The organism is Acetobacter sp. DsW_059, from assembly GCF_002153695.1.
In the GTDB taxonomy this organism is placed as follows: domain Bacteria; phylum Pseudomonadota; class Alphaproteobacteria; order Acetobacterales; family Acetobacteraceae; genus Acetobacter; species Acetobacter thailandicus.
In genome coordinates this window covers 36601-57660 of the sequence record NZ_JOPI01000009.1, presented here as the reverse complement: position 1 = coordinate 57660, position 21060 = coordinate 36601, and the positions used below count along the sequence as shown (strand labels likewise).

The 21060-nt window shown below is 51.1% G+C and carries 18 protein-coding genes; 14 read left to right on the top strand and 4 right to left on the bottom strand.

What is annotated here, in order from left to right:
• Positions 1–28 precede the first annotated feature (28 nt).
• Positions 29–202 (bottom strand): hypothetical protein, encoded by a 174-nt coding sequence (locus HK25_RS02145; RefSeq protein ID WP_158092769.1) that lies wholly within the window; start codon positions 200–202, stop codon positions 29–31.
• Between the two features lie 512 nt (positions 203–714).
• Between HK25_RS02145 and pqqA the strand changes: the two genes are divergently transcribed.
• The 14 genes from pqqA to HK25_RS02070 all read left to right on the top strand — a co-directional run bounded on the left by pqqA (position 715) and on the right by HK25_RS02070 (position 17769).
• Positions 715–795: a pyrroloquinoline quinone precursor peptide PqqA gene (gene pqqA, locus HK25_RS02135; protein ID WP_086553423.1), complete on the top strand. Its 81-nt coding sequence runs from the start codon at positions 715–717 to the stop codon at positions 793–795.
• Positions 796–875: 80 nt separating this feature from the next.
• On the top strand, positions 876–1787 hold the full coding sequence (gene pqqB / locus HK25_RS02130) for a pyrroloquinoline quinone biosynthesis protein PqqB (protein WP_086635147.1): 912 nt from the start codon (positions 876–878) through the stop codon (positions 1785–1787).
• Positions 1784–2521 (top strand): pyrroloquinoline-quinone synthase PqqC, encoded by a 738-nt coding sequence (pqqC, locus tag HK25_RS02125; RefSeq protein ID WP_086553425.1) that lies wholly within the window; start codon positions 1784–1786, stop codon positions 2519–2521. Before pqqB ends, pqqC begins: the two co-directional genes overlap by 4 nt.
• Positions 2518–2811, top strand: a complete 294-nt coding sequence (pqqD, locus tag HK25_RS02120; RefSeq protein ID WP_086635146.1) for a pyrroloquinoline quinone biosynthesis peptide chaperone PqqD — start codon at positions 2518–2520, stop codon at positions 2809–2811. Before pqqC ends, pqqD begins: the two co-directional genes overlap by 4 nt.
• Positions 2808–3911, top strand: a complete 1104-nt coding sequence (gene pqqE, locus HK25_RS02115; RefSeq protein WP_086635145.1) for a pyrroloquinoline quinone biosynthesis protein PqqE — start codon at positions 2808–2810, stop codon at positions 3909–3911. The genes pqqD and pqqE overlap by 4 nt, the downstream gene beginning before the upstream one ends.
• A gap of 305 nt (positions 3912–4216) precedes the next feature.
• A complete protein-coding gene (locus tag HK25_RS02110; RefSeq protein ID WP_086553428.1) occupies positions 4217–5314 on the top strand; it encodes a hypothetical protein in 1098 nt (365 codons plus the stop codon).
• Positions 5315–5398: 84 nt separating this feature from the next.
• Positions 5399–8125 (top strand): decarboxylase, encoded by a 2727-nt coding sequence (locus HK25_RS02105; protein WP_086635144.1) that lies wholly within the window; start codon positions 5399–5401, stop codon positions 8123–8125.
• Positions 8126–8226: 101 nt separating this feature from the next.
• Positions 8227–9915, top strand: coding sequence for an aspartate-alanine antiporter (gene aspT, locus HK25_RS02100; RefSeq protein WP_086635143.1), 1689 nt, complete (start codon positions 8227–8229; stop codon positions 9913–9915).
• A 251-nt stretch (positions 9916–10166) separates the two neighbouring features.
• Complete coding sequence (locus HK25_RS02095; RefSeq protein ID WP_086635142.1) at positions 10167–10490, top strand: YtcA family lipoprotein; 324 nt, start codon at positions 10167–10169, stop codon at positions 10488–10490.
• Positions 10487–11545, top strand: a complete 1059-nt coding sequence (mdtN, locus tag HK25_RS02090) for a multidrug transporter subunit MdtN (RefSeq protein WP_086635141.1) — start codon at positions 10487–10489, stop codon at positions 11543–11545. The genes HK25_RS02095 and mdtN overlap by 4 nt, the downstream gene beginning before the upstream one ends.
• Positions 11526–13334, top strand: coding sequence for an FUSC family protein (locus HK25_RS02085; RefSeq protein ID WP_233127601.1), 1809 nt, complete (start codon positions 11526–11528; stop codon positions 13332–13334). Before mdtN ends, HK25_RS02085 begins: the two co-directional genes overlap by 20 nt.
• Positions 13331–14893 (top strand): TolC family protein, encoded by a 1563-nt coding sequence (locus HK25_RS02080; RefSeq protein WP_086635140.1) that lies wholly within the window; start codon positions 13331–13333, stop codon positions 14891–14893. The genes HK25_RS02085 and HK25_RS02080 overlap by 4 nt, the downstream gene beginning before the upstream one ends.
• Positions 14894–14989: 96 nt before the next feature.
• Positions 14990–16054, top strand: coding sequence for a glutaminase A (glsA, locus tag HK25_RS02075; RefSeq protein WP_086635139.1), 1065 nt, complete (start codon positions 14990–14992; stop codon positions 16052–16054).
• 29 nt (positions 16055–16083) lie between these two features.
• Positions 16084–17769 (top strand): Na+/H+ antiporter, encoded by a 1686-nt coding sequence (locus HK25_RS02070; protein ID WP_086553435.1) that lies wholly within the window; start codon positions 16084–16086, stop codon positions 17767–17769.
• 36 nt (positions 17770–17805) lie between these two features.
• Here HK25_RS02070 and HK25_RS02065 read toward each other — a convergent pair whose 3' ends face one another.
• The 3 genes from HK25_RS02065 to HK25_RS02055 form a co-directional block, all read right to left on the bottom strand.
• Positions 17806–18231, bottom strand: coding sequence for an organic hydroperoxide resistance protein (locus tag HK25_RS02065; RefSeq protein ID WP_086553486.1), 426 nt, complete (start codon positions 18229–18231; stop codon positions 17806–17808).
• A gap of 185 nt (positions 18232–18416) precedes the next feature.
• Positions 18417–19751: a lytic transglycosylase domain-containing protein gene (locus HK25_RS02060; RefSeq protein ID WP_086635169.1), complete on the bottom strand. Its 1335-nt coding sequence runs from the start codon at positions 19749–19751 to the stop codon at positions 18417–18419.
• Between the two features lie 318 nt (positions 19752–20069).
• Positions 20070–20927: an aldo/keto reductase gene (locus HK25_RS02055; RefSeq protein WP_086635138.1), complete on the bottom strand. Its 858-nt coding sequence runs from the start codon at positions 20925–20927 to the stop codon at positions 20070–20072.
• Between the last annotated feature and the right edge of the window lie 133 nt (positions 20928–21060).

Sequence of the window (21060 nt, the reverse complement as noted above, 5' to 3'; positions counted from 1 at the left end):
TCAGGCGGGCCTGAAACGTTGTGTAATCTTAGTGGTGTTCGCCACTGAGTTTTTCGGCCGAATCCTGGCTGAAGCCAACCAGACAATAAGCAGCCATGAGAACAGACGGAATGATAAATGCCACAACGAAGCCAATGAAGCTTACTTCAGTTGCTGCAACAGCAAAAATATCCAGACCGCAGATAATAAATGCCACGAACATAAACAGACCCATTTTTCCGACCTTTCGTCATTGGGATAACTGACAGAGCACGCCCCTCCTGCCAGTCTGCTCCGGACTATGAAAGACCTGGAAACCGAAGACCATTTAAAAGGCAGAACGGTACTTCCTGCATATTCAGGTGCCACGCTACCTTTTTTTTTACGCAAGTCAATTTATTATTCTGCATTGCTCTTAAGCACATACTCTATGGCTTTATCACACATAAAGGTGCAGAAATTACCGCCTGGCGGGTTTACCCCTCTCAGGCATAAAAACAGGCAAAAAACCCTGCTCACATCACTGCGCTGTCAGTACCGGCATGTCGTTCAGCCAGGCAAAACAAATTTTCACAAAAGCGTGAGAATATATAAAAATAGCAGCTTCTGCCTTTGATAATAATATCTTATAGGCCCATGATTAAAGGGCTACCTGCCCTGCCTCTGGCAGGGTTTGATTGAACAGGCTCAGTTGTATTATCATACCGACTGACACAACAAACAGGATATATTACCATGGCATGGACAGCTCCTCAGGTTACCGAAATCCCGCTGGGCGCAGAAATTAACAGCTACGTTTGCGGCCAGAAAAAATAAGATACGCTCCCATGCGCCCGCTTAGGCTCAGCTGAGCTGTAAGAGCCCTGGCTGGCGTGTGGGTGCTTTCTTAGTCGTTAATGCTCGACATTATTGTTCTTGGCGCTGCTGCCGGAGGAGGATTCCCCCAGTGGAATTCCGGTGCACCCGCCTGTAAGCGCGCCCGTGCGGGTGACCCCACAGCGCAGTCATGCACTCAGGCCTCACTTGCCGTCAGCGGTGATGGTGTTCACTGGTATGTGCTCAATGCTTCGCCTGACCTGCGCACTCAGATCAACCAGACTCCGGCCCTGCACCCCCGGACCGGCCTGCGCTCAACCCCCATTAGCGGCGTTGTTCTGACCAGCGGCGAAATTGACGCTATAACCGGGCTGCTGACAATGCGTGAGAAGCAGGCCTTCTCTCTCTACGCCACGGCACCCGTACTTGAGCAGCTTGCTGCCAACCCTGTTTTCAACGCGCTTGACCGCACTCTCGTGCCCAGACACGAAATGCATTCCGACCAGCCCGTTGCCCTGACACCTGCTGGTTTTTCCATCACGCCGTTTGCCGTGCCCGGCAAAGTACCTCTTTACGCTGAGCAGGGCGAAAACCCGGCTGAAATTAAAACAGACGGTGAATTTATCGGCCTCGATATCTCAGACGGCAAACAGCATGTTCTGTTTATTCCCGGCTGCGCCATGATGACTGATACCCTGCGTGAACGCCTTAAAACAGCCGATGTCGTATTTTTTGACGGCACATTATGGACTGATGATGAGATGGTCCGCATGAGGCTGGGGCAAAAAACCGGCAGGCGCATGGGGCATATGTCTGTGGCTGACACGCCCGATGGCACCATTGCCACCTTCGCGAACCTGAACATTCCCCATAAAATTCTTATTCATATCAATAACTCTAATCCGATCCTTCTGGCTGATTCGCCCGAGCGTAAACAGGCGAAAGAAGCCGGATGGGATATTGCTTATGACGGTATGAGGCTCACTCTATGACCACACTGCTCACCCCTGATGAACTTGAGGCAGCCCTTCGTACTATCGGTGCAGAGCGCTACCACAACCTGCACCCCTTTCATAAAGCGTTGCATGGCGGCAGGCTCACCAGAGGGCAAATTCAGGCATGGGCCTTAAACCGCTATTACTACCAGGCCAGTATTCCTGCCAAAGATGCCACGCTGCTGGCTCGCCTGCCCACCCCCGAACTGCGCCGCGAATGGCGCCGCCGGCTGATTGACCATGACGGCACAGAGCCCGGCACCGGCGGAGTGGCCCGCTGGCTTAAACTGACTGAGGGGCTGGGCCTCGATACAGCATATGTTCAGTCACTCGACGGGCTTTTACCCGGAACGCGCTTTGCAGTTGATGCCTATGTGCACTTCGTACGCGATAAATCAGTTCTCGAAGCCATTGCCTCCTCTCTGACAGAGCTGTTTTCACCCACCATCATCAGTGAACGCGTGTCAGGCATGCTGCGCAACTATAGTTTTATCACTGAAGAAACACTGGCTTATTTTGCACCGCGCCTGACCCAGGCACCGCAGGATTCAGCTTTTGCTCTGGCTTATGTCAAAGAACATGCCCGCACTGTCGAACAGCAGCAGGCTGTGATCAATGCCCTTAAATTTAAATGTGGCGTGCTGTGGTCAATGCTTGATGAGCTTGATTATGCCTATGTTGCCCCCGGGCATATTCCTCCGGGCTCGTTCCGCCCGCAGGACGACCGATGACACAGGCTGACGGCACTTTTTCAGCCAGCACGGTGCTGCGTTTTGCGCGTGGCACCCGCCTGCAGTTCGACCGCGTGCGTGAGCGGTGGTTCATTCAGGCGCCGGAGCGTGTTTTTCTGGTTGATAATATTGCCGCCGAAATTTTGCAGCTGGCTGATGGTGAGCGCTCTCTGGGCGATATCAGCACGATACTGCATGAAAAATTTACAGCACCGTATGATGTTATTCTGGCTGATGTGCTGCGTATGACCCGTGACCTGGCTGAAAAACAGGTATTACAAACCGTATGACAGCCACTCCCCCACCTCCGATGAGCCTGCTGGCTGAGCTGACCCATCGCTGCCCGCTGCAATGCCCCTATTGCGCTAACCCGGTTGAACTTGAAACCCGCGCCCGCGAGCTGGACATAGCAACCTGGATCCGCGTGTTTGAAGAAGCCGCCGCGATGGGCGTGTTGCAGGTTCATTTTTCCGGTGGGGAGCCCATGGCCTTTCAGGGGCTGCCAGAGCTTGTGCAGGCCGCGTCACGCCTTGGGCTTTATACAAACCTGATTACCTCAGGCGTTTTACTAACCACTGAAACGCTTAAGCCGCTGTATGATGCGGGCCTGGACCACGTGCAGCTCTCTTTTCAGGATGCTGACCCGAACGAAGCCGAGCGTATTGGTGGCATGGCCGGAGCTCAGGCAAAAAAACTTGAAGCCGCACGCCTGGTCACTGAGGCAGGTCTGCCTCTTACTCTTAACTTTGTTATTCACCGGCAAAACATCAGCAATGTCCCTGCTATGCTGAACATGGCCGAACAACTCAAAGCCCGCCGCGTTGAAATTGCTCACACACAATATTATGGCTGGGGCCTGAAAAACCGTGATGCCCTGCTTCCCTCCCGTGCACAGCTTGAAGAAACTGAAGAGGCTGTCGCACAGGCGCGCCTGCGTTTTGGCTCACGCATTACCGTTGATTTTGTAACCCCTGATTATTATGCCGACCAGCCCAAACCCTGCATGGGCGGATGGGGACAGAAGTTTATCAACATCTCACCCGCGGGTGCTGTTCTGCCATGTCACGCTGCTGAAAGTATTCCCGGGCTGACTTTTCCTTCCGTCAAAGATTCTTCACTCGAAGAGATCTGGTATCGTTCCCCGCTGTTCACTTTATACCGTGGCACAGACTGGATGCCCGCCCCCTGTCGCTCATGCAGTCAGAAAGAAATTGACTGGGGTGGCTGCCGCTGCCAGGCTCTGGCTCTGACCGGCAATGCAGGCAACACCGACCCTGTTTGTAAACAGGCACCCGGCCATTCGGCCATACAACAGGCCATTGCAGACAGACCTGAAACACCTCCCCCTCTGATTTACCGGCGATATGGCAATATAAAAACTACCGGGTAATAAAGTCTGTATTACCCGCCCTGCCTGAGCACAAAATACGAACACCTTAATTAATAATAAATAATTTTTAATAAAAATTTGATATATCAACAAAACTCTTCTCTGTTTTGTCATGAACAATATTTTCACATGCTGTAAAATGTAACTAAAAAATAAAAAAACTCCCTTTATATATACATAATATTATCTCAATATCTTCCCCGCACGCTCAGTGTTATGTTAAGAATAAAATAGCGTATGAGTAATATGTGGCCTCTGACTTTCATTGTGACAGCCATGCCAGCCTGTAAGCGGAAAGATTCGAGATGAGATGCATTAAGAAAATAGCACTATGCAGCAGTATTCTTTTTCTGAGCGGGTGCTATAATCTGGGCTCTCACAGGCTCGGCAGAGATGTTGAGCAATATTCAGATTCGATGATTGAATCGAACAAACAACAAACTCTGCTCAACCTCGTGCGCCTGCGCTATGCTGACGCCCCCGGCATGCTGAATACAACGCAGGTTATCTCAGGCTATCAGCTACAGCAAAGCTCGTTCCTGGGGGTTGCCTCTGATACTTTCCCCATCCGGCCTAATGGCGGAATAGCAGGACAGTTTCAGGAAACACCAACTTTCACCTTCCAGCCTGTTACGGGTGATGCCTACGCATACAGCTTCCTTCGCCCGCTTCCCCCTGCAACCCTGCTCCCGCTGGCTATGGGCGGGCTGCCCATTGATATTCTGCTGCGTCTGTCAGTTCAGTCTGTCAATATGATGAGCAATAACAGGCCATTTTCTAAAAATTCCGATGACCTGACAGCGGCAGCTAATACACAGACCACCGAGTTCCTTGAGCTGATTCACGACCTTCGTGTGCTACAGGCAGCCGGGCTGCTCAGTATTCAGCTTGAACAGGATAAAGCATCCGCCACTGACAAAACACCACCTCACAGCCGCGTTTACCTCAGCCTCACTGCAACAGATGACGCCCATCTGCTGGCGATCGAACAAAAGGTAAAAAAGCTTCTCCATTTCTCCTCCCGCTCTTCCCGCGTCGAGATTGTTTATGGTGTGGGAGAGGCCCAGCCCGGTGAGGTCAGACTGCTAACCCGCAGCATGCTCAGCATTCTGGGGCAGGTTGCCTATCAGATCCAGATTCCCGATGACGAGATCTCTTCAGGCAGCACACGCAGAAATAATACTTCACAGAATGAAGAGGACCAATCTCTTATTAAAGTTTACTCATCGCACAAACGACCACATCATGACTTCGTCTCTGTGCATTATGACGACTATTACTACTGGATTGATAAAAGAGACTTTGACAGCAAACTGGCATTTACCATGATGCAAATGCTGTCTGAGCTTTCCAAAACAACTCAGAACCCGGGTTCTGTCGTCACTATTCCGGTCAACAGATAGCCTTTTCTAAACAGCCCCAGCAGAACGTAATGCCGTAACTCTGCAGGGTCAGCTCTTTTTTGCGGCTGAATAAGGATCGTTCTCATGACATCGAACTCTGCCTCTGATCATTCTCTGATCAGCACATCACTGGCAACGCCAGCTCTGCGCTCTGACAACTGGCTGAATGTTCTGTACCTTGCACGGAACTGGGCTGAAGCCTCTTCAAAAACAGACAGCATTAAAAAAGATCTGAGTGCTGCCCTGACAAAACTTGAAGAAATTGACCTGTTCTTTGCCTATCCTGGCACAGCCCTGCTGGCCCGCCTGAAACAATGGCTGGAGGAAGATGATGCCAAGGCATTCCTGCGCCTGGCACAGCGTATTTCGACAACCATCGTGTCACAGAAATACCACCGCGATGTCAGCGCATGGAACCTTGAAGAGCTTGAGGATGAACCCGTTAACCGCCTGCCTCAGGCCCTGACGCATATTAAGAACAAACCTTATTTTGAAGTTCTGAGCGTGGTGCCTCATGCACAGTCACGCTGGCAGCATATTCAGGAAGAAGCACGTGGTGTGCGCCGCCCTGAAGACGAGTTTATTTATCAGACAGTCATTGTGGGTAACGCCCCTGATGCTCTGACAGCTATTCTGATTAACCCTGATATCAGCGCCGTTGTTCTTTACGAAGGGTTTGCTGCTCATGCTGCAAACGAAAACCCGCTGCTTGATGTGTTCAACACCGTTATTGACCTCTCCGCCTCTGACGATGAAATTCTGACACTGCGCCTTGCTCAGGCCATTAAAAAAATTCGCCCTGAGCTTGATATCTACCTGCTGAGTGACAGAAATATCGAAGCGCTGGCCGGTAAACCGGAATGCCATTTTATCAACCGCATCTTCTATCAGATGGAAGAGCCGCTTGAGCTGCATCTTTCCATTCTTGAAGGTATCCGCAACCGTTATAAAACGCCTTTCTTTGACAATCTGAAACGGTATGCACAGCGGCCAATAGCCACATTCCATGCTTTGCCAATTGCCCGGGGTAAGTCTGTCTTTACCTCCAACTGGATCAGTGACATGGGCGAGTTTTATGGCCCTAACCTCTTCCTGGCAGAAAGCTCAGCCACAACCGGCGGGCTCGACAGCCTGCTGGAACCCACAGGTAACATCAAAGAAGCTCAGGCCCTGGCCGCAAAAGCCTTTGGTGCCGATCACTCTTTCTTTGTCACGAATGGCACCTCGACCAGTAACAAGATGGTCCTTCAGGCTCTTCTTGCCCCGGGCGATATCGTTATTCTCGACCGCAACTGTCACAAATCACACCATTATGGCTGTGTGCTGGCAGGGGCTCAGCCTTACTATGTTGAGGCCTTCCCCCTGGCACAATACTCTATGTATGGCGCTGTGCCTCTGCGCACCATCAAGACAGCCTTGCTTAAACTCAAAGCACAGGGCGAGCTCGACCGTGTTAAGATGGTTGATCTGACCAACTGCACTTTCGATGGCCATGTGTATGACACCCGCCGGGTCATGGAAGAATGTCTGGCTATCAAACCCGACCTCGTCTTCCTGTGGGATGAAGCCTGGTTTGGTTTTGCACACTGGTCACCTCTGCTGCGCCAGCGCACAGCTATGGGTGCTGCCGCTGTCCTGACGGAAAGCCTCAAACAACCAGCCGCCCTGAAAGCATGGGAAGACCAGCAGAAAAAACTGGGGAACGCACCAGATGATAAAACCCTGCTGAACACCCGCCTGGTGCCAGACCCGCGGGCTGTGCGCCTGCGCGTGTATCAGACAAACTCTGTGCATAAATCTATGTCTGCCCTGCGTCAGGGTTCGATCGTTCTGGTCAGGGATGTTGACTTCGAACATGTCGAGGCTCAGTTCCACGAGGCCGTGTTCACCCATGCCTCAACCAGCCCGAACCTTCAGATCATTGCCTCACTCGATGTGGCCCGCCGCCAGATGCAGCTGGAAGGATATGGCCTGGTCAGCAACGCTGTGCAGATTTCGCTTGAAATCAGAAAGCAGGTTAACAGCCACCCCGTCATCTCCAGATATTTCAAGGTGCTCGACAGCTCTGAGATGATTCCTTCTGCTTACCGTCCTTCAGGCATTACCTGCTACAACAGCCATGATATCAGCTGGGACAAAGCAGCGGAGGCCATTAAAGAAGACGAGTTTATGCTTGACCCGACCCGTATGACACTCTTCTGTGGTCATGCCGGGTTTGACGGCACCACTTTCAAAAATATCCTGGCTGATAAATTTAACATTCAGCTTAATAAAACATCGCGTAACAGCGTTCTTCTTCAGTCCAACATCAACAATACACGCAGTGACATAGCGCTGCTCATTCGTGTTCTGGTTGAAATTGCTCTTGATCTCGATAACAAAATTACCGAGAACGCCAACGACTATAAAAAAGCTTTCAGACTGAAAGTGCGTGAACTGGTTGAAGACCTGCCAGAACTGCCTGATTTCAGCCGCTTTGATGATCGTTACCGCGAAAAACCCAAAGCTGACACCCTGCATGGCGACATCCGCCGCGCGTTCTATGATGCCTATAAAGAGAGCGAATGCGAATACATTCCGCTTGATGACCCCGAAATTGATAAACGCCTTAAATCAGGGCCAGTGCTGGTTTCAGCCAACTTTGTTATTCCCTACCCTCCTGGCTTCCCCATCATGGTGCCCGGGCAGGTCATTACTCAGGGCATTGTTGATTTTATGCGTAAGCTTGATGTCAAAGAAATTCATGGCTTCAACAAAAACCTGGGCCTGAAACTGCTTAAACGCACAGCAGGCAAAGACAAAAAGAAATAAAATTCATGCGCTGGCTATACCTCCCCCGGATAACACCGGGGGAGGTATATTTTTGTGCTCCTCAACGCAGGCCATCTTACAGGTAAAAGGAGAGCCTACAGATGATCTTACACTGGATTGCTGAAACGCTTCGTTCAGCTCCGGAGCTGGCAATTTTTCTGACACTTGCTATCGGGTTTTGGGTAGGTTCACTCAAATTTTCAAGTTTCAGCCTGGGTGCTGTTACGGGCACTCTGCTCGTTGGTGTTCTGATCGGTCAGCTCGGCATTACCATTTCCCCTCAGGTAAAATCTGTTTTCTTCATTCTGTTTTTGTTTGCTGTCGGGTTCGGTGTGGGGCCACAGTTTGTCAGAGGCATTGCCAATGACGGCCTGCCTCAGGCTTTGTTTGCTGTCGTTATTTCTCTGCTGTGCCTGGGCTCTGTCTATCTGGCAGCCGTAATGTCAGGCTATGGCCCTGGCATGGCCGAAGGCCTGCTTGCCGGGTCACAGACCATCTCAGCTTCGATCGGCCTTGCGACAGATGCCATAAACCGCACAAACCTGTCTCCTGAGCATATTCAGTCAGAGCTTAATGCCATTCCGGTTGCCTATGCCGTGACCTACCTGTTCGGCACTGTAGGCACCGGCTGGATGCTGGCTTTTCTTGGCCCGAAGCTGCTCGGCATCAACCTGACGCAGGAATGTCAGCGTTATGAACGCGAAATGAGCATTAAGCCTGATGATGACCATGCTGAAACCGCCTGGCACGAATATATTGTACGTGCCTACAAGCTGGAAACAGCAGGGCTTATTGCAGGCAAAACCGTAGCTGAGGCTGAGCAGGAGAGTGAAGAACGTCTCTTTCTTGAAAACCTTCGCCGTAACGGCAAAATCATCACGTTTGATGATAACACCGTTTTACAGCAGGGTGATATTGTTGCCGTCTCCGGCTCTCATGAGGCTCTGGTCTACTGGTCAAACCACGCTGAAGAAGTGGCTGACCGCGAGCTGATTGATATACCGGTTGAAACCGTCAATGTCATTGTTACCAGCAAACAGATTAACAGCAGCAAGCTTATTGACCTGGCACGCGCACCATATGCCCACGGTATTTATATTAACTCGATCCGCCGTGGCTCTATGAGCGTTGAAATCCCTGCTCTGCCTCAAACCGTTATTAACCGCGGAGATATTATCTCCGTGACAGGCACACGCCGTAATGTCGATACGCTGATTAATGCTGTTGGCTATGCTGACCGCCCGACCAACGTCACAAGCATGGTCATGGTGGGGGCTGGCATTTTTGTCGGCGGCCTGCTTGGTTCCATAGTCCTGCCCGTTGCTGGTATCCCCATCACGCTCTCAGCCTCAGGCGGTGCACTGATTGCCGGCCTTATTCTGGGATGGCTGCGCAGTGTTACACCTAAACTGGGTAACATTCCCGCTGCTTCTGTCTGGTTTATGAACACGGTCGGGCTCAACATCTTTATTGCTGTTGTGGGCATTTCTGCTGGCCCAACCTTCATCACAGGATTAAAGGAAGCAGGCCTGAGTGTCTTTTTCTGGGGTGTTTTTGCCACAGCCTTTCCGATGCTTCTGGCACCACTCATTGGCAAGTATATTTTCCGCTTTGACCCGGCCATCAACCTTGGCTGCTGTGGTGGTGCACGTACCAGCACAGCCTCTGTTGCGATGATTGCTGACGTCGCTAAAAGTAATGTGCCAATGCTTGGCTATACTGTGCCATATGCTGTCAGCAACACATTACTGACGATGTGGGGGCTTGTGATTGTACTCCTGCTGACGTAGTAACAACACGCAAAGTATACACAAAGTTCATGCCGGCAACCGTAACATTGATTGCCGGCAAAATTTATATTATGTTTTCTTACGATAAAAAAGACAATTTTTTTCTAACATAAAACAACAGGCTGTTCATATAAAATTATTAATCTGCTTTAGAGAAATTTATTGGAATAGCCTCTGTTTTATGGTTTGATAAAGTGAACAAAATCAATCAGATTACTAAAATAATCTCACGAAAGGTAACTTTAAAATCCATGCTTCTGGTGCCTTTTCGTTCCCTTCTGAAAAAGAAATTTACGCACAGATATTCCTTCACGGCCAGTAATATTACTCCTGCACTGATACCGTTTTTTTTAAGCGGCTGCAGTTTTAATATTGCTCCCTCCTTCCCGATTGTCGGGGCTTATTTTCCATCCTGGATGCTGTGTACCCTGATCGGTGTGTGCTCTGCCCTCAGTCTGCGCATCCTTTTTCTTCTCATTGGCATTGATGCCTGGCTCAGCTTTCGTTTGTTTACTTACGTATCGCTGGGCACCATCATCGCCCTTGTCTTCTGGCTGGTTGTTTTTGGCCCATGAATACTGAAACTCCTCCTCAGAGCCCGCTAAAAAAATATACGGGTGTCCTTGTTGCTCTCATCTCCATTGCCGCAGCAACAGCTGTTACTCTGTATGTTGCCGGTCGCGATGATAACTATCCAACCAGTAACAGTGCTACAATTGCCGCTGAAGTCGTGCATGTGGCCGCTGTTGTCGGCGGGCGTATGACAGAACTGCATGCTGTCATCAACCAGCATGTCAATAAAGGCGACCTGCTGTATGTCATTGACCCTGAGCCCTATCAGCTGGCTGTACGCCAGGCTGAAGCCAGTGTTGCCCTCTCAAAAGCCAGCCTCGCTGACCAGCAGCGTATGCTGGCTGTAAGGCAGGCGCAGGCTGCTATAGCCCACGACCAGCTGAACAGAGCTGAGAGAAACAATGCTCTGGCTGACCGCACGACCGCGCGCCTTGAACCTCTGGCGAAACGTGCCTTCATCCCCTGGCAGCAATATGACCAGGCCCGTGTGACACAAAATGACACGAATATTTCTGTCATTCAGGCACGCAAACAGTCAGAAGCATCAGACGTTGCCATTGGTAACCTTGACACCCCGACAGCAGCTGTTGCTGTCAACGAGGCCGTGCTGGCGCAGGCCCGCTATCAGCTTCGTCAGACACATGTTTACGCACCTGAAAGCGGCTATATTACCAGCCTGACCGTTAAGGCGGGCGAAGTGCTGGCACCCTCCCAGGTATTATTTACGCTGATCGTTGATGACCAGTGGTATGCCATCGCCAACATACGCGAGCTTTACCTGCGGGCTATCAAACCGGGAGACTGTGCAACCGTCTATTCTATGATCGACCACAGCGTACCTCTTGAAGGGCGGGTCGCAAGCATAGGCTGGGGCGTCATGTCAGGAGATGGTATCGATCTCAGCCGGTCTTTACCTTACATACCCCGCCAGATGGACTGGGTCCATGTTGCGCAACGCTTCCCCGTTCGTGTTAAGCTTGTGAACCCACCCTCTCTACTTATTCGTATGGGGGCAACTGCCTCGGTCGAGATTCGCCATGGCTCCTCCTGTCATTAAAATTTTCTCCCCGCCACTTACAGCCAGAAGTGTGTGGCAACTGATATGTGACCCGGCACCTGGCAGACTGGGTTATGCACTGCGTATGGCAGCAGGGTGTACGGCATCTACCCTGGTCGGCGAAATATGGCAGGTACCAGACCTCGGGGTGACAGCTCTTGTCACCATGGCGGTATGGCAAAAAGACCGGGTAACAAATGTCATTGTTGCCATACTTATTAATATTTTGGTCGGGCTGCTGCTTTGCCTGATTTTTGTAATGGTCACATTTACCCTTGATGGCCCGGTCGTTTTCGTTTCATGCATCACGGTTTTATCTTTTTGTTTTTTCTTTCTGTCTTCGGCAAGTAAACTGAAGCCAATAGCTTATCTTCTCGGCCTGATTACAGTATTTGGTCTGGTTGTTCTTGAGAACATCCCTATTGGTGAACTGATTACACGTGCGCTGCTCTATACGTATTTATTTACCCTGGTTCCGGGAGCTGTTCTGATCATCCTGGGTATGCTGATCTGCCCCTCACCGCACCATTTTTTAACGCTGGAAATTGCCGCACGTATGCGCCTGAGCATTAAACTGCTTAGCGAACACCCTGACAAAAATACTCTGGCACATGCGACTTCTCTGCTGCGCAGCGGTGCGGCTCCCATGCTTAAAATGGCCAAATTGTCGGGACTGGAGCGCATATGGGACAAGCATGAGCTCGCCTGCCTGTCACAGGCTGCACGCTGTTCTGTTACAATTCTTGCTATTGCCAGAGCTGAGTCCTGCCATGCTGAACGACCAGAACTACCGGCTAAGCTCATCGAAACGATGACACAAATGGCAGAAATTCTTGAAAAAGATAAATGCCCCTCATGCCGTGATGTCTCAGTTATAGACAACGAGTATGCGGCCTATCAGTCGCTGTCTGAGCTGCTGGCTATTTTCACGCAGGTCGACACAGTATCTGCCACCGGCAAACCTAAAGCCAAAAAAGAAAAAACCGGTTTCTTTAGCGCTGATGCTTTTACCAACCCCGAACATGTCCGGTTTTCTCTCAAAGGTACGGCTGCAGTTATGTGCAGTTATGTACTCTTTCGGTCGGTGACCTGGCCTGGTATTCATACCTGCATTATCACCTGCTTCATTGTTGCACAGCCGACAATGGGAGCCATGATCTCCAAACTTACACTCCGTATCATTGGTGCCACCATAGGCGGGGCGATAGGTATTTTATCAATTATTTATCTTTTACCACATATGAACGGAATAACGGCATTCCTTATCATGGTATTTGTGGTCTCTCTGCTTGCAGCATGGATCAAAAGCGGTGATGAGCGCATTGCCTATGCCGGCTTTCAGATAGCACTTGCTTTTGACCTGAGTGACCTCAGCTCATTTGGACCAACAAGTGACATGGACACCGCACGTGACCGCGTAATTGGTATTCTTATTGGTAATTTTATGACTTATGCCATGTACACCAGTTTCTGGCCCACAAGTGCTTATAAAAGCATTGCAGGGCAGCTTTATAAGGTTACCGGTATCCTTAAAAAACTTCAGGCTGCACCAGACCTGAAAACACAGACAGATTGCCTCATGATTTTACAGCCAGCCATTGCAGAAGGTGAGCTCTCAGTCGAGTTTGCCGAAGCTGAACCCGCCAATATACGTGCAGAAATGACAAATCTGTACGCTTTTAAGGCGGCCTTTCATGATGCCGACAAGATGTGTACGAAAATCATTGAAGGACAAAACCTGTCAGCCATCTCACACCGTATCGAGACTATGGAAAGCCTGACACCATGAAATCCCGCTGCTCCCTGCGTGTTCTGACTGCCATAGCTCTGACACTGACAGGCTGTGCCACATCTGAACTTTCAACCGCACCAGCACGCTATGACAGTCCCTGGTCACCCAATGTCGCCTCCGGCGGCGCTGTTGTGGCGGCAGGCAGACAGCACAAAAAAGGGCTTGCACTCCCTTCTGGTTATGTCCTGCCCTCTGACTTTAAAGCACTTGCAGCCGGCACCTCATCCGTTCTGCCACCGCGAACCGGCAAACCTTACTCGCTGCCCGACCTGATTGATGTAGCCCAGTCCGCCAACCCTGAAACCAAAAAATCGTGGGAAGCCGCTCGTAACGCTGCTCTTGCTGTGGGCATTATCAAAAGCACATACCTGCCTTACCTCTCAGCGGCTGTTGTCGGCGGCTGGTCACGGAGCAGAAGTGACACAACAAATGCGTCAATTGATGGAGATGGCTATGAGCTGGATGCTGACGGCTCGCCACGCAGGCACAACCATGGCACAGCAGAAGTACAGACACTGAGCCTGAAATGGCTTTTATTTGACTTTGGCCGCCGTGAAGCTCTCGTACGTTCAGCCCGTGAGTTACAGCTCGCCTCTAATGTTATCTTTACTGCGACACATCAGAAGGTAATGTACGGCGTTACAATTGCCTTCTACACACATGCGGCAGCCGCTTCACGCATTAAACTGCTCCGCATAGCACTCGAAAATGCCCGCCATATACAGCAGGCCGCTGAAGCCCGGCTAAGACATGATCAGGGCACTATTGTTGATGTCACACAGGCACAGCAGGCTACAGCTCAGGTTGAGCTGCGCCTGGTTCAGGCTGAAGGTGAAAGTGAAAACACCTATGTCAGCCTGCTGACAGCCGCTGGTGTTTCAGCTGACTCTCATATTACATTTGAAGATGTCTCAGGCCGCCCACTTTCACTCGATGATGTACGCATGAGCGATAATATGGTTAAAGCCGCTGTCGCACGCCGCCCTGATGTTCTGGCTGCCTATGCAGCAGCCCGTGCAGCACGTCACCGGATAGCTGCAGCTCGTGACGCTTTTCTGCCGAGCATTTTTGCAACAGGTAATATATCATATTCTACCGGGAATATGAGACTAAGCTCTGTTCCCGGTGCCGGTGATGATGCGACACTCAACCTGTCAGGTAACCGGTTCAGCTCACTGATACTGGGGGGGGTCAGCATCCCCATTTTTGATGGTGGTCTTAAAGCTGCTCTTCTTAAACGTGCGCATAACCAGGAAGAAAGTGCTAATGCCACCCTGAAACAGACCGTTAATGAGTCGATCAAGCAAATTGTCACGGCAGAAAATGCTCTGCACACAAGCCTGAGTGCTTACAATGCCGCGACCAGACTCTACACCGCCTCACAAACAAGCTTTGATGCATCATTTACGGCCTATACGCATGGTGCAGGCTCTGTCACACAGGCCGAAATGGCCCGGAATGGTCTGCTCGATTCAACCATCAGCCGTTCAGATGCTTATTATGCAGCACTGATTGCCGCAGCAAGCCTTGCCTTCAGCACAGGTTCTCTTGGGTAAAATTACCTACAAACTGTCATTTAACGCGTTACCTGCATGAGGGCAGACTGACACTTTCACTCTGTCTCCCTCAGAGGACAAAAGAAAGCTGATCTGATGACAAAACCACATGCTCTGCTGACCTGCCTGGTCACACTGTCAGTCACCTCTTATGCGTTTTTGAACCCGCCCCATACAGCCTCTGCCCGCGAGGCGTCGCCTGCGGCACATACCCTCACTATTCAGCAGGCTGTTGACCGGGCCTATACCCGCTATAAAGCGGTATCAGACGGTGCAAATGCCTCATATATCCCCTATCTGGCCAAAGCAGACACAAAATTATATGGCATTGCGGTGGTCACCACTGACGGTAAAATCTTTAAAGCCGGTGATGCCGATTATCTCTTTCCGGTTGAATCAATCGCTAAGGTCTTCACTCTGGCTCATGTGCTCAAAGCACAGGGAACAGACGTTATTCAAAAAAAGATCGGGGTCAATGCGACCGGTCTGCCTTTTAACTCTGCTCTGGCTGTTGAACTCAATAACGACAAACTCACAGGCAGCCCTCCGCCCGGCAACCCGCTGGTAAATGCCGGTGCCATTGCCACAGCCAGCCTTGTTGAAGGTCATTCACCCGAAGCGAAATGGGAGAGTGTGCTCAGTACAGCCTCTGCCTTTGCCGGGCGTCAGCTGGCGTTAAACAAAGACGTATACACCTCTGAAATGGCTGATAATCAGCACAATCTGGCAATAGCCATTCTGCTGCAAAGCTATAACTACCTCTATGCTGACCCGACTGAGACAATCGACCTGTATACGCGCGAATGCTCCTATAATGTCTCAGCACAGGACCTGGCCGTTATGGGAGCCACACTGGCCAGCGGTGGCACCAACCCTGTGACTCATAAAAAAGTTACTGATGCCACAACCAGCGCGCGTGTTCTGGCAGTTATGGCGACGGCCGGCCTTTATAATACCTCGGGCGAGTGGCTGTATAATGTTGGCCTGCCAGCAAAAAGTGGTGTCGGCGGCGGTATTGTAGCGGTTGTGCCGGGCAAAATGGCTATCGCAGTTTACTCTTCAGCTCTTGATACAGCGGGTAACAGCGTACGTGGCCAGCTGGCTATTCAGTCTGTTGCACATGATCTGAAGGTGAGTATATTCCAGATAAACACAAATTAATCTTTCACCAGAAACGCATTGGTTCTCTTATGCAGGAAACGCTCTTAGCCCTTTCTCTCATCGCCATTACGGGGCTCACCGGAGTGACTGCACGCATGCTCAGACTGCGTGTACCAATGCCTTTGATACAGATTACTGTAGGTGCCGGCGCCAGCCTTGCCGGGCTCAATGTCGGCCTCGACAGTGAACTGTTTTTACTTTTGTTTATTTCGCCACTTTTGTTTGCTGACGCCTACTGCATTCCCATGCGTGAGTTTGGTGAACTGCGAAACACCATTTTTGCTATGGCCATCGGTCTGGTGATTGTCAGCACAGCAGGTGGCGGCATGATTCTGCACTGGCTGATGCCTGCCATACCCCTGGCAGCAGCATTTGCGCTGGCGGGTGCGCTCTCTCCCACTGATGCTATTTCCGTCTCAGGTATTCTGCGCGGCGGGAGCGTACCTCCCCGCCTGTTAAATCTGTTGCAGGGAGAAGCCCTTCTTAACGATGCCTCTGGTCTGGTGTGTTTTAAGTTTGCCGTTGCAGCAACAACAACCGGGCTGTTCTCACTCAAAACAGCTTCTGCCAATTTTGTATGGGTTGCTGCAGGCGGTATTGTCACTGGCATTGTCATTGGTTTCCTGCTGAGCCGGCTTGAAGCGTTTCTCCTCAGGGCCGGCCTGAACGACCCCTCAAGCTACACACTGCAAACTCTGATGGCACCATTCGCCATCTATCTCATTGCTGAACACATCGAAACATCGGGTATTCTGGCCGTTGTTAGTGCCGGCATGACCATGCGTATGAGCGGGATTATGAACAAAACCCGTATTGAAACCAGGCTACAGACAACAGCGGTCTGGGAGATTGCAGGTTTCACGCTCAATGGCATTGTTTTTTTACTGCTTGGTCTCCAGCTGCCCTCACTTATCGTGCATGCTCAGCAGGTCAGGCTCGATGGTGGATTTTCCCCGTGGGAAATTCCTCTTGCCATCATAGCGCTACAGGTCACCATGAGCCTGATCCGGTTTATATGGGTTGTCCTGTCTGATGGCTGTCAGCACCTTGTCGCACATCTGCGGCAACGCATTTACGCTGTGCTTTCATGGCCCGAAAAACTGGTGCTGGCACTGTCAGGCACGCGGGGAACGATCACTCTGGCCGCAGTGCTTTCTCTGCCGGGAGACACGGAATTTCCTGAACGGGCGTTGATTATCACCATTGCCGCAGGCGTTATTGTTACCTCACTCCTGCTCGCCAGTTTCTCCCTGCCTTATATGCTCAAAATCCTTCCCGCCCAGGGAGAATCCGGCAATGCCGCTCAACAGGAAATAGACGATACCCGTGCGACGCTGGTAACGACAGCAATTACACTCCTGCAACGTGAAGCAACCCGAAACAGCGATAGTGCTAATAAAATCACGCCGGATATGCAGCTGGCTCACGATACAGCCGTTCCTCTGCTTTTACATGAATATCAGGAGCAGCTGCAGTCACTCGACAGCCAGCAGTCTAACCCTGACAAAGAACATGAATTCTCACTGCGCAACCGTCGTGCAGAACTGGCATTACGCCTGATGATTATTCGTGCGCAGCGCGATACGCTTCACCGGCTGCTTCGCAAAGGAAAAATCAATAACTCGACAGAAAGCATTTTTGTTCGTGAAATGGATATCCACGAACAGGAGCTGCATAACGAGGCAAAGGCGCTGCCTCACGCAAGCACACCTTAACCAGGGCTTTACTCAGCCCTGGCCATAAAAACAGTCTCAGACAACACTCAGTTTTACGTCAACATTGCCGCGTGTTGCGTTAGAATACGGGCAGACATGGTGGGCTTTTTCAACCAGTGCCTCAGCTGCCTTACGCTCAACACCAGGTAATGACACAGCCAGGGCAACTGTAATGCCAAAGCCGCCTTCGTCGCGCGGACCGATACCCACCTGAGATGTTACTGACGCATCTGCCGGTACTTTATCACCGTCTTTAGCGGCAACAGCCTTCATCGCGCCCAGGAAACAGGCCGCATAACCTGCAGCAAACAGCTGCTCAGGATTATTCCCTGCCCCACCGGCCCCACCGAGTTCTTTCGGTGTTGATAAATCAACCTTAAATGCACCATCTGTCGTTTCAGCATGACCTTCGCGGCCACCTGTTGCCCGTGCCTCTGTACTATAAAGAACTTTGACTGACATAGCTTTTCTCTTTTCAAACAGAATTGAGTGCATAGCGCCTGCACATAGAGGTATCTGAGTTTAAAAACACAGATAGTACCGCTGACAGCAGGATACAGGCCTGAGGGCTGACAAAACAAGCCGCCTCATTGTCAAGATCGTGCGACCTGCCCTGGTGTGGCATGACAGGCCATTTTTACATTATATTATCCGTCCTTCACCTGAATGCAGGGCATAGATTTTGCCTGTAAAACCTGGCAGAGCCCCCTGGCCTGATGGCCATTATTTGCAATCAGCTGTGCACGGTAAAAAGACTTCCCGGCGACTGAGACAGGCATAACCGAAGGAGTAGCCACCACTGAACGGGATGCCAGAACTCTCGCACCTTTTTCAGCACTCCGCTTTGCATCAGCATAAGAGGCGAAAGCCCCTATCTGCACCCTGTGGCCCTGCACACCGGCAGTCAGCGCATTATGTGCTGGTAGTGTGGTGACACCAGAGCGCATGGCGGGCGGTGTGGCACTTTTATGCAATGCACCGGCCGGTAACGTCAGCATATGTGGCGCGGGTGACCTGTGCGCACTCGCACCATAAGATACCTCTGCAACCTGCATGGCAGCCGGTGCAACCGGCCGGTAGATAACGGCACGGACAGGCTGCTTTGCTGCGGGTTTTATTGCCGGAGCGTCAAGATTTGTCTGCGACACAGAGGCCACCATTGCCGGGGCAGCTACGACTGCCGGCGCAGTGTCTTCTTCATCAGGCGCGGGGTTCGGGTGTGGAGTGTCACGCTCAACCAGGCATGGTGCGGCAGGGTCATAAGCGGCATTAGCATCACGCAGGCAGCCATCAGCCGTGCGTGTTAACACTGCATTAGTATAGTAAACCTCCGGCGGGCCACTGATGGCATCGGCCTGTGTTGTCGGCCCGGCAACCGAAGCCCAAGGGCCGCGCAAAACAACATCACTCCCCAGATTGGGAGTGATAGAAGCTACATAATTCACTGTTTCATCAGGCAGCGGATCACCATTATTCAGGTAAGCTGTCACTCTGTCAGGCCCGGCATTATAGGCAGCAAGAAAGCCCGGAGCACCAAATTTATCATACATCAGGCGGATATAGGCCGTGCCAGCCTGAATGTTGTCATGCGGGTCATAAGGGTCACTGCCCAGACCGTACTGGTCCCGCATATCAGAATATGTGCCCGGCATAAGCTGCATCAGCCCCATTGCCCCGGCATCTGATGTTGTCAGCCCGCCATTGAGATACTGCTGCCCACCTGATTCCTGATGCATAACGGCACGGATCCACTTCTCAGGTAATGAGAAACGCTGCGCCGCCTCCTGTATATAAGGCCCCCACGGGTCACTCGCCGGGCCGGGTGTACTATATGATTTGGTTGCACGTGGCGGATTAATTTCAAACCCTCTCGCTGCCCAGGCCTGTGAAACAGAGCGATAAAGGCGATATGAAGCTGCATCAGCGCTGTCAGAGCCTGTAGCCCACAGCCCGGCACTTACAATCAGAGCAAGCCGGAGCATAAATCTGCACCCGAAAACACTGCCAGACTCTGAAAAATAAGCGCGATATTTCATATGTATATGCCTTACACTCCGACATAACCCGATATGATATTCAGACTATTTTACAGCATAAGTAAGACCGGGCACCTATAAAAATTATGCCATATTCGTTTATTTATATAAAATACACACCAAAAAGAAAAATATTATTTATTATTTTACAATAAATAATGATTTATACTTTTACCAGATAAACAGCCCTGCCCCCCAGATGTCCTGTGCCCCCCCCTGAGGCATAAGGCTGGGTATGTGGTTTTTGGCGGGGCACGCCGGTGTTTAAATCATATCCAGAGGCATTTTCCTGACCGGCGGAGGAAAAGCGGCATCCAGCTCAGCAAGGTCATCCTGGGTCAGATTAATCTCCTGCGCTGCGATATTAGCTTTCAGATGCGCAAGAGAAGACGCTTTAGGAATAGCGAGAATGTTACGCTGCCTCAGCACCCAGGCCAGTGCAATCTGTGCCGGGGTTACCGGCCCTGCTGATGTGGTATGCCGTGCAGCAATTTTTTGCAAAGCCGGGTGCTGCAGCAGAGCCATCCCCTGCCCCAGGGGAGAGTATGCCATTGTCACAATATTACGAAAACGGCCGGCATCGAGCAGGTCATACTCCACACCACGATGCTCCAGATTATATAAAATCTGGTTAACGGCGCACTCACCCGGGCGGATGTAACGCTCAAGCTCCATCAGGTCATCAACGTCAAAGTTTGAAACACCCCAGCGCTTAATAAGCCCCTTTTCTCTGAGCCGGCGAAAGGCTTCAACCGTCTCGCGCAGAGGCACCGTACCACGCCAGTGCAGCAGATACAGGTCAACACAGCGCAGGCCAAGGCGGCGAAGGGAGGTTGTGCAGGCTGCCTCCATACGTTCAAAAGACGCATTTTCAGGCAGGACTTTGGTAACAACAAAACGGTCAGCTTTGTTATAGTGCAGCACCTCACCCACAAGACTTTCAGAACGGCCGTGGCCATACATCTCGGCGGTATCAACCACACTCAGACCAGCTTTAAGACCATAACCCAGACTTTCGCGCTCGCGGTCCATCTGCTCACCCTGAATACCCCCCATATTCCATGTGCCCATACCAAGGGCGGGGAGTACAGTGCCGTCAGAAAGTGTGACTGTCCGGGTCATGACGCTCTCTCTTTTGCTCTTCAGGAATGTATCCTGTCACGATAACGCCGGAAATGCTGCTGTATAGGGTACTTTTCAGGTTTTTTCAGGGAGGCTCTTTGACTAACACATAATAATCGCTGAATTCCGGCCC